We start from the raw sequence: 13,947 nt of genomic DNA, 5'->3' as shown, positions 1-13,947 counted from the left end.
TCACCAGGCTCACCGCATCCGCCTTGAATTCATCGGAAAACCGACGTCGAGTCTTCTTGGTCATGAACACCTCCACTGCCTCCATTATGAGGCTTATCGGGGTGTCCGCTCCAATTGGACCACTTCATCATCTCGGCGCTGATCTCGTTGTCATCGCCCTCTGTGGCCTCTCCTGCGGCCGCCAGCAGCGCTTTGAGCTTGCTGGCCGAGCTGCCGGTCTGCGAGGAGTGGGCCTCGTCGGCGATCACCGCATAGTAGCCCTCGGCGAGCTGCGGGCGCTTGTCCAGGGCGTCGAACAGCGCCGGGAAGGTCTGGATGGTGACGATGATGATGCGGGTGTTGCTGGCCAGCGCCTCGGCGAGCTGCTCCGACTTGCTCTGGTTGCCCACGTCGCGGGTGATGGGCCGCACCACGCCGTGGGCGTGCTCGAACTGGTAGATGGTCTCCTGCAGTTGGCTGTCGAGTACCGTACGGTCGGTGACCACGATCACCGAGTTGAACAACTTGGTGCCGTCCTCAGCGTAGAGGTTGGCCAGTTGGTGGGCGCACCAGGCGATGGAGTTGGACTTGCCCGAGCCGGCGCTGTGCTGCACCAGATAACGGCGCCCCGGCCCCTCGGCCAGGGTGGCCTGCACTAGGCGGTTGACCACCTCCCACTGATGATAGCGCGGGAAGATCAACGTCTCCTTGGTAGTGCGGCGGCCGTGGAAGTCCTCGGTGGTCTTCTTCTCCAGGTGCAGGAAGCGCCCAAGCACCTTCAGCCAGGCGTCCGGCGCGAACACCTCTTCCCACAGGTAGGCGGTGGCGTAGCTGGCCTCATCCGGCGCGGGCGGGTTGCCGGCGCCGCCCTCCTCCGTGCCGCGGTTGAAGGGCAGGAAGAAGGTGTCCTTGCCGGCCAGCTTGGTGGTCATGGCCACCTCGGCCTGGCTCACCGCGAAGTGCACCAGGGCGCCGCGCTTGAAGGTCAGCAGCGGCTCCGGCTTGCGGGTGACGGGATCCTTGATCGGGCGGTCCTGGCGATACTGGCGTTTGGCGTTCTCCACCGTCTGCTTGAACTGGCTCTTGAGCTCCAGCGTCGCGGTGGGGATACCATTGACGAACAGCACCAGGTCGAGGCGCGGGTTGTAGCTCTCGCCGCCCTGGCCCTTCTCGCGGGCGTGGGGCGAGTAGGAGACCTCCGGCACCACCCGCAGGCGGTTGGCGCGGTAGCGGGCCAGCGAGTCCGGGTTCATGCCGTGGTCGGGCTGGAAACTGCACAGGTCGAACTTCACGCCCGGCACCTTGAAGCCGTGGCGCAGCACCTCCAGGGTGCCGGCCCGCTCCAGCTCGCGGACCGCTTTCTGCACGAACACCCGCTCCGGCGCCTGGGGGTTGGCCTTGCAGAACTTCTCCCAGCGCTCGGGCCAGGCCTCGCGGACATAGCCGAGCAGGTCCTCGGTGTAAAGCGCCGAGGCACGATCGTAGCCGCTGGCCGTGCCGGCCTTCCAGCCGTGGGCCGTCATGGCCTCGATAATGTCTTGCTGGAAGCGGGCTTCCCTGCTGTCCGCCATATTATCCCCTGCGCTTGGCGTAATGTTGCGTAACAGCCTAGCGCTTCAGGGATGCAAGGAGAAGGCTACTTAGGACGATGCATTGCCCATAGAGGGCGATCTCGCCAGTCCCCAGGGAACTCCATTTCGACAAAAGTAACCCCCCGAGGTGCGCTTCAATGAGAGGCGTGGGGGGTGTTGTTAACGAGTGAACCGCTTTGGTTGCCATGATCGGCCTGACTGCCTATCATATGGATATGGATTGGGAATGCCCGATCGGCAAGGGGCCTCGGCGAATGCGTCGGGGCCTTTTGCTATCAGGGGTATACCTTCAACCCCCAGCCCCGAACCTGGCCGGTGGGACTGCGCCGGAATTTGGCTTCTAGTATCTCGAAAGCGCGATTTGGTTGGTCCGGGTTCAGCAGGTGACGACCTATGGGGCGTGCCACCATGTCGGCCAGCTGTAGGCCCGCCGAATTCACTTTCTTGCTGGCCATGACGATGTCCAAGGTATCTTCCAGTCCTTCCATCCGAGATCGATCCTTGATACGGCGGAATTCCAGTTCAAGGGCCTGATCTTCTTGCAGCCCTCTCTGCTCGAATACAACATGAGTTAGCTGGCCACGCTGCCCACGGCTTTGAAGCTCCATGAACACCCGCTCCAACCCAAACTCCATTGCAACATGATAAGGATTTCCATCCACCCCATGCCTCTGTGAAAAGACTTCTTTCATGATACAGCTGGCCACCAAGGTAAACGGAGAGCTCTCTATAATAGCCGAAAGGTCATTCATAAAATGATGCCTGACATTCGAATTAAGCAGTATATCAAATGGCTTTCTTGCCTTACGTATCTCGGCCTCATGGAGAACGATCATGTCATGACCAAAATAACGAAACTTCAACTCCTGCACCTTGGGCACAACTTGAGTGAGATAGTCTTTCTTATGAATAATGCAAAAGGCAAGCACGAACACTGGATAATCAGGATTGATGTTCCTTAGACCATGATCCCCGCTTTCATCCACATAGACAATATACTCTCCAAAATCACCCATCCCTTCGCTCCCACCCTTCTTATTCGCTCACCTCGTTCACCGCAATACTGACTTGCTGATCCTGCCACTCACCGTAGGTCAGCCCGCTGTCTTCCGCCTTCCAAGAGGTTCGGCCATTGGCGCTGCGGCCGGAGACCACCGCGGCGGCGCTGGGGCTGCTGAAGCTCTGGTCTTCGCTGAATACCCGAGTGCCGTCACTGCCTTCCACCAGCACTCCATCCTCGCAGAGCTGATTATAGAGGCTCTGGTAGCCGCGCTCGGTTCCGACCCAGCTGCCCCGGGCCAGGGAACCCTTGAAGACGTAGAACTCGCCGTTGATCTCCTGGCCGGTGGCGCGGATGCCGTGTCGCGGCACCTCCAAGGTGAACCTGGGCGAGGCCTCTGGTTCAGCAGCCTGAGTCGCTTCGGGCACCCGTGAGGGACGCGAGGTCTCCCGCAGGAAGTCGAAGCCCAACACCGGCAGCACGGTGCGAATCTGCTCGACGAAGAACGCCATATCGGCACGATCCGACTCGGGCAGGTTGATGTACTCATGGGCGGTGCCATTAATCAGCTTGCAGCGGCCGACCTGGCCGGCGTTCTGGATCAGTAGGCTCTCCAGATACTTCACATGGGCCTTGGTGAGGTTCTGGTCTTTGCTGGTGACCAGGCAGACCTTCTCCCAGAAGTCCTTACCGCCCCCAGAACCCGAAACAGCTTCGGGGCGGTTGTGCTGCTTGAGGCGGGTGCCGACATCGTCGCTCTCGCCGATGTAGACCAGCGGGCGCAGGCTGTTGTCGGGGTCGGGGCCGACCAGGAAGTAGATGCCGGTACGGCCACACTCCGGTCGCTGGACCAGCTCGCTGAGCTTGCTACGGGGTCCGGTCAACACATGGCCGGTCCAGTTCATGATCTCGGCGGTGAGCAGGCCGTTGGGCGTGCCGTCCACCAGGAAGAGCCGGATGCTGCGTCCTTGCGTCATACCATCTCCGTTTGTGTGGAGTCAGAGGGAGCCGATGAGACCGCCGGCGGCTGCCAGCCACGCACGTCGATCTTGCCGGTAACGGCGGCAGAGATCAGGGCAGAGCGGCGCTCCTGCATTAAAGAGATGCTGCTTTCTGCTGTTGCAATCAAAGAGGCTAACCTAGCTAGCTCCCTGGAAACCTTTTGGCAAATTTCGGCTTGCTTGCCTTCACTCGGAAGAGAGATCTTGAAAGTACAAATTTGCTCCGGGCTGATGTGGGGGACACTAACACCTGTCATGTCTACTTCCACGTCATCCCTGAACTCTTTGCTGATCAGGATAAGTCTCAAAAACCCTTGCTCCAGGCCTTTTTTTGCCCTTAGTCGCGCAACGCGCTGCAACAAAAAAGCTGGCAAGTCTTTCTCGTCAACAGTCGATACTCTAGCCCCTCTTTTGATCCAAGGACGGTCCATTCCAAAGACCAAGTCACCTGCTCGAAGCTTATAATTATCAAGGCCTTCTGTCTTATCTTCTGGCCAATAGACAGTTTCACTCCAATCTATTTCGCCAACCCCAATGTTTGCGCCACGTAAAAGCCTCATCCCTTCTTGCTCGAAACCACTGCTTGGAAAAGCGTATCCTGGCAGGAGATCGACATAATAACCTAGCTTTCCCTTTCGTCCATCACCGTAATTCATAACAGCGTGGGAGATCACCGCCTGGCGCTTCTCCTTGAGCAGCTCAATCAGGCGCTGTTGTTGCTCCACCAAAGCATCAATGCGGGCGGTTTCGTGGTCGAGGAAGGCCGCGATATGCGCTTGATCAGCACTTGGAGGATAAGCTGCGCGTTCATCCAAGTAGCTCTGCTGGTCCAGGTTCTGTATCCCAGACGTTTGCTTTATCGATGGGACATTGAGCCGGATGGAGTAAGCTGCCGCATGAACATAACGCCAAAATGAAGGATTCATGCCCTCTGAAAGCTCCATCTTGGCAGTAAAATTCGAACAAACGGCTGGCCTATCATCGTCGTAAAGCACAACGAAACCGACTGGCTGCTTTTCTCCACCTCCAGACTTTTCGAGCACCAAGTCCCCACGTTTCAACACCCTGCCTTTTTGTTCGCTGGGCTTGACGTTTCTCATGGTCGGGTTGTCAAGAACCACCCTGATCCGGGGGCGATCAAAATCAGCGACACGCACGCAAGGAAGATCACTGGAATCACCGGCTGGCTCTTCTCCCCAGATACCATTACGACAGCTATCTACGGAGTGTTTGAGCCGTTCTACGTCCCAATGCGCCGGCACCTCCCCCAGCCATTCGACGCCGGAGTCCTTGTACTCGGGGTATTTCGGGAAGCTCATGCCCTCACTCCTTCCCTTGCATTTGCCATCAACTTTCAATGGGAGGATTCGACAAACCAACCACCGGACACAAAAAACCCGCCAGAGTGTGCATCAGGGAGAGGCATGGCGGGTGTGTCGCCCATTATGCTCGAGTGACGCAGCCCGCATGTCAACACAAGACCTATGTGGCTATGACTCTTCATGCCGACAGCTCCTCGATCATCTGCTTGATCCGGTCGGTGCAGGCCTTGAGGTCGGCGTCGATCTCCTCCAGCGGGCGCGGCGGCTCAAATTGATAGAAGTGCCGGTTGAAGGGGATCTCGAAGCCGACGATGCCGATGCGGCCGTCCAGCGGGTCGCGCTTCTCCTCGTCGATCCAGGCATCGGGCACGTGGGGCTTCACCTCGCGCTCGAAGTAGTCGAATACCGACTCATCCAGCGGGACGTTCTCGTTATCGCGCAGGCCGGTGTCGGGCTCGGGGTTGCCCTTCTTGTCGAGGCAGATATCCGCCTCGGAGTCGCGCTCGGCGAGGGCGTTGAGAATCGCCTTCTGCACCGGGGCGCCGACCTTGAGGCCTGCCGCCTTGATCGCGGCCTTGAGCGCCTTGGTGAATGCGTCGCGGTTGGTGAAGCGCTGCTCGGGGTTCAGGGTGGCGCAGGCGGCCTTGATCGCCTCGCGCTCGCCCTCCTCGAGCTTCTGGATCGGCTTCTCGTCGTCGAGCCTGGCCAGGCGCTCGGGGCTGGCCTGGAAGTTGAGGCGCAGCGGGCGCTCCACGGTGATGCGCCGGTAGCCGAAGGCCTCCACCGGGAAGAGCTTGCTCTCTTCGTTCTCCTGGAATGCGCCGTAGAGGCGAACGATCTCTTCGATGTCGCGGTCGGCGACGAACTGGCGCTTGCTGCCCAGCGACTTGCGCATCTTGCTGGCCCGGTCGGTGGCGTTGATCAGCTGCACCTGGCCGCGACGCTCGGCGGGCTTGTGGTTGGAGAGGATCCACACGTAGGTGGCGATGCTGGTGTTGTAGAACATGTCGGTAGGCAGCCCGACGATGGCCTCCACCAGGTCGTGCTGCAGCAGGTAGCGGCGAATCTCGGACTCGCCACTGCCGGCGCCCCCGGTAAACAGCGGCGAGCCATTGAGGATGATGCCGATACGCGAGCCGCCATCCTGGCGGGCGCGCATCTTGCTCACCAGGTGCATCAAAAACAGCAGCGAGCCGTCGGAGACCCGCGGCAAGCCGGGACCGAAGCGGCCCTCATAGCCCTTCTGCTTGTGCTCGGCGGCAACCTCTTTCTGTACCTTCTTCCACTCCACGCCGAAGGGCGGGTTGGAGAGCATGTAGTCGAAGTGCTCGGCGGGGAGCTGGTCGTCATTGAGTGTATTGCCGAGCTTGATCCGCTCAACCTTCTGCCCCTTGATCAGCATGTCAGCCTTGCAGATCGCATAGGACTCGGGGTTGAGCTCCTGGCCATGCAGCGAGACGGTCACGTCCCGGCTGACCTGCTGGATGTACTCGTCGCTCTCGGAGAGGAAGCCGCCGGTGCCCGCCGTGGGGTCGTAGACGGTGACGATGCCGTGGGGGCGCAGCTTCTCCTCCTGGCCAGTGAGCACCAGGGAGGTGGTCAGGTGGACGATGTCGCGCGGGGTGAAGTGCTCCCCCGCCGTCTCGTTGGAGCTCTCGGCGAACTTGCGGATCAGTTCCTCGAACACCAGACCCATGCCGTAGTTGGAGAGCCGCTGCGGGCTCATGTCGATGGCGGCGAAACGCTGCACCACCTGATAGAGCAGGTTACTGGCCCCGAGCTGCTGTACGAATCCCTCGAAATCGAAGTGCTCGAAGATCTCCCGGGCGTCCTGACTGAAAGACTGCACGTAGCTCATCAGGTCGTCGGCGGTCTGGGTATCGGAGAGCGTGCCCAGGGTCAACGGCGAGGCATTGAAGAAGGGCTGTTCCGCCGCGCGCAGCAGCAACTTCTCGCGCACGGCGTCGGGCTTGGCCTGATGGGCGTGGGCTTCACGGAGCACCGCGTCCTTGGTGGGCTCCAGCACGCACTCCAGGCGTCGCAGCAGGGTGAAGGGCAGGATGATGCGACCGTACTGAGACTGCTTGAAATCGCCGCGCAGCAGGTCCGCCACGGACCAGATGAAGGCCGCCAGCTGAGAGTGACTCTCCGTGTTCACGATGCTTCCCCGCGTTCTTGGTGCTGATGGTGATGGATGGCGCCCATCATACACAGCGAGGGAGTGGCCACGAAGCGGCCAAGGACACCGGAGAAACCGCTCGATCAGATGCGGCATCCCGCCTGTACCTAGCCGTCGGGGCTGGTGGGCCCCTCAACCCTTTAACTTTTAGTGAAAAAGTGACCTCAAGGTACACTAAAACTGAAAAATTCAAAGATATCTGCGGCAATCTCTTTGAACATATGATAATATGTGCTCCATGAGTGCACATAAAGAAGAGAAGCTAAAGAGTACTCTCGAAGCCGTCTCTCCCGGCTTCATGGTCGATTCTGGCTGGCTGGAACGCCATGAGGTCAGCCGCTTTCTCGCGCGCAAATATGTTGATCGCGGCTGGCTGGAGCGCGTGACTCGCGGCGTTTTCCGGCGCCCAGCGCCGGGCGCCGGAAAATCCGACACGATCGACTGGAAGACCTGCCTGCTCTCGATACAGCACATCATGGACTACCAAGTCCATATCGGCGGCATGACAGCGCTCGCGCTACAAGGCTATAGCCATTATTTACCGCTGGGCGGGAACGCTCCGGTTTGGGTCTATGGTGAAGACATACCGAACTGGCTGGCCAGGCTTCCGCTAAACGCACAGCTGGAAACGCGCACCACGCCCCTCTTCTCAGATCCGGCACTCGGCCTCACCAAGGACGGATCCGACGCCGCAAGCACCCTGCCCTGGGACTGGCAACTAAGGATGTCGTCGCCCGAACGAGCGATCCTGGAAGTCATGGACGAACTGCCCGGCCATGAAAGCTTCCACAATCTCGACATGGCGTTTGAAAGCCTGATGACCCTACGACCGCGCACCCTATCGGCGTTGCTGCATAGTTGCAGAAAGATCAAGGTAACGCGGCTTTTCTTCGTCTTTGCCGACCGCCACAACCACCCATGGCGCAAACGCCTCGATCCGCAGGAATTCAATCTCGGAAGTGGCGACCGCGCTCTGGTCAGAGGCGGCAGGATACACCCGCGCTACCGCATCATGGTGCCGGAAGAATTTGCGATAACGGAGGCAGCCGATGGCGCGTGAAGATTACGAAGCACAGGTCGCCCTGCTCGTGCGCCTCCTCCCTATGTCGCCGAAGAAGAGGTCTTCGCCCTGAAGGGTGAAAGGAAAGCTCTCGTTATGTGGTGGGCCCAGCTGGACTCGAACCAGCGACCAAGGGATTATGAGTCCCCTGCTCTAACCAACTGAGCTATAGGCCCTTACCGGAGAAACGCCGAATGGCGCCGCCGTATGATAGCGAAAGGCGGTGGCCGAGACCATAGCCTCCGCCCTTCGATTCACTCCACGTCGGCTGTGGCCAGCGCGCCGGTCTGCACCCGCCACTGGGCGGCGTAGCGGCCGTCGGCGGCGAGCAGGCTGTCGTGGGTGCCGCGCTCCGCCACCCGGCCGCCTTCGATCACCACGATCTCGTCGGCGTGGACGATGGTGGAGAGACGGTGCGCGATCATGATCACGGTGCGGCCGTGGCCGATCCGCGCCAGCGAGCGCTGGATGGCGGCTTCGGTTTCGTTGTCTACCGCGCTGGTGGCTTCGTCCAGCACCAGGATGGGCGGATCCTTGAGCAGCGCCCGAGCCAGCGAGAGACGCTGGCGCTGGCCGCCAGAGAGGCGCACGCCGCGCTCGCCCACCGCGGTGTCGAGACCCTGGGGCAGCACCTTGATGAACTCCCAGGCTTCGGCGGTGCGTGCCGCCTCGATCACTTCCGCTTCGCTCGCCTGCGGCCGGCCGTAGGCGATATTGTCGCGCACCGAGCCCTCGAACAGATAGACGTCCTGGCTGACCAGGCCAATGGCACCGCGCAGCGAGGCCAGGCTGACGCCATCGATGGGCTGGCCGTCGATGAGCACCAGCCCGCTGTCGGGGTCGTAGAAGCGCAGCAGCAACTTGACCAGGGTCGACTTGCCCGAGCCGGTGGCTCCCACCAGAGCCAGAGTGTTCCCGGCGCGCACGTGCAGGCTCACGCCCTCCACGCCTTCGCCGCTGGAACCGTAGCGAAAGCTCACGCGCTCGAAGCTCACTTCGCCGCGCACTGGCTCGGGCAGCGGTGCGTCGTGGTTGTCGCGCACGGTGATGGGAACCGCCAGCAGGTCGAGGATGCGCCGGGTGCTGGCCATGGCACGCTCGAAGAGGTCGATCACCTCGGCCAAGCCGGTCAATGGCCACAGCAGCCGCTGGGTGAGGAACACCAGCACGCCGTAGGCGCCCACGTTGAGATCGCCGCGCAGGGCGAGCATACCGCCCACGGTAAAGGTGGCCAGAAAGCCGGCGAGGATCGCCATGCGGATCACCGGGATGAACGCCGAGCTGACCTGAATCGCTCGGCGGTTGGCTTCCACGTAGGCTTCGCTGACCTCACGCAGCCGCTCGGCCTCGCGGGCTTCGCTGGTGAAGCTCTTGATGGTGGCGATGCCGGCCAGGTTGTTGCCGAGCCGGCTGGCCAGGTCGCCGACCTTCTCGCGCACGTCGGCGTAAAGCGGTCCGGCCTTGCGCTGGAAGAAGAAGGCGCCCCAGATGATCAGCGGAATGGGCGTGAAAGCGAGCAGCGCAATCAGCGGCGAGATGACGAAGAACACCGCCCCCACCGCCACCACGGTGACGCCCACCTGGATCATCGCGTTGGCGCCGCCGTCCAGGAAGCGCTCGAGCTGGTTGACGTCGTCGTTCATGGTCGCCACCAGCTGACCGGAACTCCTAGACTCGAAGTAGGCCATGTCGAGGCGTTGGGCGTGTTCGTAGGAGTCCTGGCGCAGATCGGCCTGCAGGCGTTGGGCGAGATTGCGCCACAGAACCTGGTAAAGGTACTCGAACAGCGACTCCCCCGCCCAGATGAAGAAGGTGAGCACGGCCAGCACCAGGATCTGCTGCTGAGCGGTCTCGAACCCCACCCGAGCCACGAAGCTCCGCTCCTGGTTGACCACCACGTCGATGGCCACGCCGATGAGGATCTCGGGGGCGATGTCGAAGAGCTTGTTGACGATCGAGCAGGCCGAGGCGGCGACGATGCGCCGCCGGTAACCGCGGGCGTAGCGCAGCAGGCGCCGTAGCGCTTGGAAGCTGGTGGCGGAAGTCGACATGATAATGCGTCCTGATACGAAAAGGGGCAAGTGTAACGCATTTGGCCGCCTCATTTGCGCGATGCCGCACGAAACACGACAATAATGCGCCTGTGTCCTGCCCCCTCTCCACGACACGGTACTGCGCATGCTCGCCGAACTCTTTGCCGTCATGGCCCCGGTGCTGGCCGGGGCCGGCCTGGGCTTCACCTGGATTCGCCTGGGCCACCCCTACCCGGTGGATTTCGTCACCCGCCTGGTCTTCAACATCGGCACTCCGGCACTGGTCATCGCCTCGCTCTCCGAGGCCGAGATCGATGCCGGCAGCTTCGGGCGCACCATGCTGGCCACCGCCCTGGTGATCGTCGCCATGGCAGCGGCCACGGTGCTGGTCGCGCGGGTGCTGAGGCGCGACTGGCGCGTGCTGCTAGCGCCGATGATGTATCCCAACACCGGCAACATGGGCCTGCCGGTGGTGCTCTACGCTTTCGGCAGCGCGGGCTTCGTGTACGGCATCACGGTGATGGTCACGGTGTCGCTGTTCCAGTTCACTCTGGGCACCATGCTGGCCAGCCGCGGCAATCCACTGAAGTCGCTGGCCAAGACGCCCACCGTCTACGCCATCCTGATCGCCCTGTCGCTGCTGCTCACCGACACCGCGCTGCCGCTGTGGCTGGCCAACAGCGTGGACTTGATCTCCGGTTTCACGGTACCGCTGATGCTGATCACCCTGGGCGTGTCGCTGGCCAGCATCCAGGTGAAGAACCTCAAGTCGGGCATCGGCTTTAGCCTGCTGCGCATCCCGGTGGCCGCCCTGCTCGCCTGGGGCATCGGCCATCTCCTGGCGCTGCCGCCCATGGGCCACAGCATCCTGGTGCTGCAGATGAGCATGCCGGTGGCGGTGTTCAATTACCTGTTCGCCCAGAAGGCTCGCCGCGAGCCGGAGTACGTGGCCAGTCTGGTGTTCTGCTCGACGCTGCTGTCGCTGTTCTATCTGCCGATTCTGTTGGCCATTCTGATGTAGCCGGCACTGGAACACCCACGCCCTGGGGGAGTCAGTAGGGGAGCCTCGAATGCTTGCCTGCCGAACGCCAAGGAGAGTGGGATGCACCCTGCCAGCGCACGATTCGCCACCCCCCTGCTGCTGGGCCTGGCCCTGATCGCCGGGCCCGTCCACGCCCAGACCGTCGTCGGCGAGCGGCTCGCGACCGAGCGTCTCGATCTGCGCCTGGAGCGAATCGCCGATGGCCTGACCCACCCCTGGGCGGTGGCACAACTGCCCGACGGCGACTTCCTGGTCAGCGAGCGGCCGGGGCGCATGGCACGCCTCGACGAGAGCGGAACGATCACGCACCTGAAGGGCGTTCCCGAAGTCAGCACCCGCGGCCAGGGCGGTCTGCTCGACGTGGTGCTGCATCCCCGCTTCGGCGAGAACGAGAGCGGCGAACACGACTGGATCTACTTCACCTGGAGCCAGCCCGGCTCGGGCGGCACCGCCACCACCCTGTCGCGCGCGCGCCTCGCGGACGACGCCCTGACGGAAGTGGAAGCGCTGTTCGTGCAGAACCGCTTTTCCAGCCCGGGCCGTCACTACGGTTCGCGGCTCGCCTGGCTGCCCGACGGCACCCTGCTGATGAGCATCGGTGAGCGCGGCACCCCACCCCGCGCCCAGGACGCGAGCGACCATGCCGGCAGCGTGCTGCGCCTGACCGAGACGGGCGAAGCGGCTCCGGACAACCCCTTCGTCAACGACCCCGACGCTCTCGACGCGCTCTACACGACCGGCAACCGCAACGTTCAGGGCCTGACCGTGCGCCACGACGGCGAGCCCTGGGCCAGCGAGCACGGCCCGCGCACCGGCGACGAACTCAACCGCCTGGTCGGCGGCGAGAACTACGGCTGGCCGGAGGTGAGTCGCGGCAACGACTACGCCACCAACCAACCCATCGGCGCCGATTCGCTGCCCGGCATGCGCGACCCCGTGCACGTCTTCGAGGGTCGCTTCGCGCCCTCCGGCCTCGCCGAAGTGACGAGCGATGCCTTCGGCGCCTGGTACGGCGACCTGCTGGCCGGCGGATTGAGCAGCGAGACGCTGCTGCGCCTGCGACTCGACGGCGACGACGTCATCGAGCGCGAAGCCATCCTGGAGGGTGAGATCGGTCGCATCCGCGACGTTCGCCAAGGTCGTGACGGAGCCATCTATCTGCTCAGCGACGCCCCCGACGGCGGCCTGTACCGGCTGCGGCCAACGGACTGACCCGCTCTTTCCCCCGCCCCCGGCCACGTCGAGATGCCATGCGCCTACGCAACCTGATCCTGCTCACCGTCATCGTCCCGCTGTTCTTCGTGCTGCTGGTGTTCAGCCTGGTCGCCATCACGTCGCTGGAAGAAAACGTGCGTTCGCGCCTGGAACGGGAAGTCGAAGTGATCACCCACGTCATCGGCACCACCCTCGGCCAGGCGCTGTCCCGCGATGCGGCGGAACCCCTGAAGGAGACGCTGCACTCGGCGTTTTCCTTCCACCGCATCTACGGCGCCTACGTCTTCGATGCCCAGGGCCGCGAGATTTACGGTCTCGGGCTGGGCGAAGCGCTGTTCAGCCCCGAGGACATCCGCCGCGTGGCCGAAGAGGGCGAGATGCAGGCCGACTACCGCCAGCATGAAGAATGGCACTACTACTCGGCGCTCAAGCCGTTGACCTCCCCCTCCGGCGACGTGCTGGGGGTGCTGCAGGTCAACCGCCTCAACACCGGCATCGAGAACTACACCGGCTTTCTCAGCCAGGCTGCCCTGCTGGCTTTCGTGGTCGGCGCCGCTGGCGTGGTGCTGGGGCTGTGGTGGGCGTTTCGCCATCATGTCGAACGCCCGCTCAAGCGGCTGCTGGCCGTCATGCAGCGCGTCGAGACCGGCGAACGCGAGCAGCGTGCCACCGTCGACGGACCGACGGAATACCAGCAGCTCGCCGTGGCCCTCAACGGCATGCTGGATGGCCTGGCCGAGAAAGATGCCGACATCGCCGCCAGCCGACGCAAAGAGATCGAGCTGGAGCAACGTCTGCGCAAGTCGAAGAAGTTGGCCGAACTGGGCGTACTGGCGGCCGGCGTCGCCCACGAGATCGGCGCACCGCTGACGGTGATCGAAGGTCAGGCACAGCGCCTGGCGCGCAGCGAGGCCATTGGCGAACGCGAGCAGGCGCGGCTGACCCGCATTCACGGTGAGGTCGAGCGCATCGTGACGATCGTGCGCCAGCTGATGGAACTGGGACGCCAGCACAACGTCACCAAGGAAGCACGCCCCCTCGACGAACTGATACAGGCTGCCCGCGAGCTGGTGGAAGAGGACTTCGAAGCGCATGCCATTCGCCTCGAGCCCGAGCTGCCGTCTCCTTCGCCGCAGCTGCTGGTCAACGGCCAGCAGCTGATCCAGGTACTCACCAACCTGCTGCGCAATGCCGCCCAGGCCGAGGGTGTCACGCGCGTGCGCCTGCGTGCCCGGCAAGAGCGAGACTGGCTGACGCTGTGGGTGGAAGACGATGGCCCGGGCATTGCCGACAGCGATCAGGGCAAGGTCTTCGACCCCTTCTTCACCACCAAACCGGTGGGCCAGGGCAGCGGCCTGGGTCTGTCGATGGTCCACCGCATCGTCAACGACCATGGCGGCACCATCGGCGTTTTCGACAGCGAGCTGGGTGGCGCCGGCTTCGAAATATCCCTGCCGCTGGACGACACCGTGGACGATGACTCCATTTCTCCCCCCCGAGACCACGAGGAAGCATGACGTGACC

Annotated in this window: 10 protein-coding genes and 1 tRNA gene; 4 read left to right on the top strand and 7 right to left on the bottom strand. The window is 62.7% G+C overall.

Annotated elements, in window-relative coordinates; genetic code table 11:
* Window positions 1-29: 29 nt before the first annotated feature.
* The 5 genes from GFD32_RS15800 to GFD32_RS15780 all read right to left on the bottom strand — a co-directional run bounded on the left by GFD32_RS15800 (window position 30) and on the right by GFD32_RS15780 (window position 7,052).
* A complete protein-coding gene (locus tag GFD32_RS15800) occupies window positions 30-1,550 on the bottom strand; it encodes a DEAD/DEAH box helicase family protein (protein ID WP_240455678.1) in 1,521 nt (506 codons plus the stop codon).
* Window positions 1,551-1,846: 296 nt separating this feature from the next.
* Window positions 1,847-2,587: a DUF3800 domain-containing protein gene (locus GFD32_RS15795; protein WP_163577545.1), complete on the bottom strand. Its 741-nt coding sequence runs from the start codon at window positions 2,585-2,587 to the stop codon at window positions 1,847-1,849.
* 19 nt (window positions 2,588-2,606) lie between these two features.
* On the bottom strand, window positions 2,607-3,548 hold the full coding sequence (locus GFD32_RS15790; protein ID WP_163577544.1) for a GIY-YIG nuclease family protein: 942 nt from the start codon (window positions 3,546-3,548) through the stop codon (window positions 2,607-2,609).
* A complete protein-coding gene (locus tag GFD32_RS15785) occupies window positions 3,545-4,891 on the bottom strand; it encodes a restriction endonuclease subunit S (RefSeq protein ID WP_163577543.1) in 1,347 nt (448 codons plus the stop codon). Before GFD32_RS15785 ends, GFD32_RS15790 begins: the two co-directional genes overlap by 4 nt.
* Window positions 4,892-5,072: 181 nt before the next feature.
* Window positions 5,073-7,052, bottom strand: a complete 1,980-nt coding sequence (locus GFD32_RS15780; protein WP_163577542.1) for a type I restriction-modification system subunit M — start codon at window positions 7,050-7,052, stop codon at window positions 5,073-5,075.
* A gap of 259 nt (window positions 7,053-7,311) precedes the next feature.
* Between GFD32_RS15780 and GFD32_RS15775 the strand changes: the two genes are divergently transcribed.
* Window positions 7,312-8,133, top strand: coding sequence for a type IV toxin-antitoxin system AbiEi family antitoxin domain-containing protein (locus GFD32_RS15775; RefSeq protein ID WP_163577541.1), 822 nt, complete (start codon window positions 7,312-7,314; stop codon window positions 8,131-8,133).
* Window positions 8,134-8,232: 99 nt separating this feature from the next.
* Here GFD32_RS15775 and GFD32_RS15770 read toward each other — a convergent pair.
* Window positions 8,233-8,309, bottom strand: a tRNA-Ile gene (locus GFD32_RS15770).
* A 78-nt stretch (window positions 8,310-8,387) separates the two neighbouring features.
* Complete coding sequence (locus GFD32_RS15765) at window positions 8,388-10,184, bottom strand: ABC transporter ATP-binding protein (RefSeq protein WP_163577540.1); 1,797 nt, start codon at window positions 10,182-10,184, stop codon at window positions 8,388-8,390.
* Between the two features lie 127 nt (window positions 10,185-10,311).
* Between GFD32_RS15765 and GFD32_RS15760 the strand changes: the two genes are divergently transcribed.
* From GFD32_RS15760 to GFD32_RS15750, 3 genes are all read left to right on the top strand, one after another.
* Window positions 10,312-11,187: an AEC family transporter gene (locus GFD32_RS15760; protein ID WP_163577539.1), complete on the top strand. Its 876-nt coding sequence runs from the start codon at window positions 10,312-10,314 to the stop codon at window positions 11,185-11,187.
* An 81-nt stretch (window positions 11,188-11,268) separates the two neighbouring features.
* The gene (locus GFD32_RS15755; RefSeq protein WP_163577538.1) at window positions 11,269-12,420 is read left to right on the top strand and encodes a PQQ-dependent sugar dehydrogenase; all 1,152 of its coding nucleotides are present in this window, start codon (window positions 11,269-11,271) and stop codon (window positions 12,418-12,420) included.
* 38 nt (window positions 12,421-12,458) lie between these two features.
* Window positions 12,459-13,940 (top strand): sensor histidine kinase, encoded by a 1,482-nt coding sequence (locus tag GFD32_RS15750; RefSeq protein WP_163577537.1) that lies wholly within the window; start codon window positions 12,459-12,461, stop codon window positions 13,938-13,940.
* Window positions 13,941-13,947: the final 7 nt, after the last annotated feature.

This window comes from Halomonas faecis (assembly GCF_010993975.1).
In the GTDB taxonomy this organism is placed as follows: Bacteria; Pseudomonadota; Gammaproteobacteria; order Pseudomonadales; family Halomonadaceae; genus Halomonas; species Halomonas faecis.
This window is presented reverse-complemented; position numbering and strand designations above follow the sequence as displayed.

What these genes read in the sequence shown, in the direction of transcription:
- GFD32_RS15800 (WP_240455678.1), bottom strand. Translation starts at nt 1,550, where the DNA reads ATGGCGGACAGCAGGGAAGCCCGCTTCCAGCAAGACATTATCGAGGCC.
- GFD32_RS15795 (WP_163577545.1), bottom strand. Translation starts at nt 2,587, where the DNA reads ATGGGTGATTTTGGAGAGTATATTGTCTATGTGGATGAAAGCGGGGAT.
- GFD32_RS15790 (WP_163577544.1), bottom strand. Translation starts at nt 3,548, where the DNA reads ATGACGCAAGGACGCAGCATCCGGCTCTTCCTGGTGGACGGCACGCCC.
- GFD32_RS15785 (WP_163577543.1), bottom strand. Translation starts at nt 4,891, where the DNA reads ATGAGCTTCCCGAAATACCCCGAGTACAAGGACTCCGGCGTCGAATGG.
- GFD32_RS15775 (WP_163577541.1), top strand. Translation starts at nt 7,312, where the DNA reads ATGAGTGCACATAAAGAAGAGAAGCTAAAGAGTACTCTCGAAGCCGTC.
- GFD32_RS15765 (WP_163577540.1), bottom strand. Translation starts at nt 10,184, where the DNA reads ATGTCGACTTCCGCCACCAGCTTCCAAGCGCTACGGCGCCTGCTGCGC.
- GFD32_RS15760 (WP_163577539.1), top strand. Translation starts at nt 10,312, where the DNA reads ATGCTCGCCGAACTCTTTGCCGTCATGGCCCCGGTGCTGGCCGGGGCC.
- GFD32_RS15755 (WP_163577538.1), top strand. Translation starts at nt 11,269, where the DNA reads ATGCACCCTGCCAGCGCACGATTCGCCACCCCCCTGCTGCTGGGCCTG.
- GFD32_RS15750 (WP_163577537.1), top strand. Translation starts at nt 12,459, where the DNA reads ATGCGCCTACGCAACCTGATCCTGCTCACCGTCATCGTCCCGCTGTTC.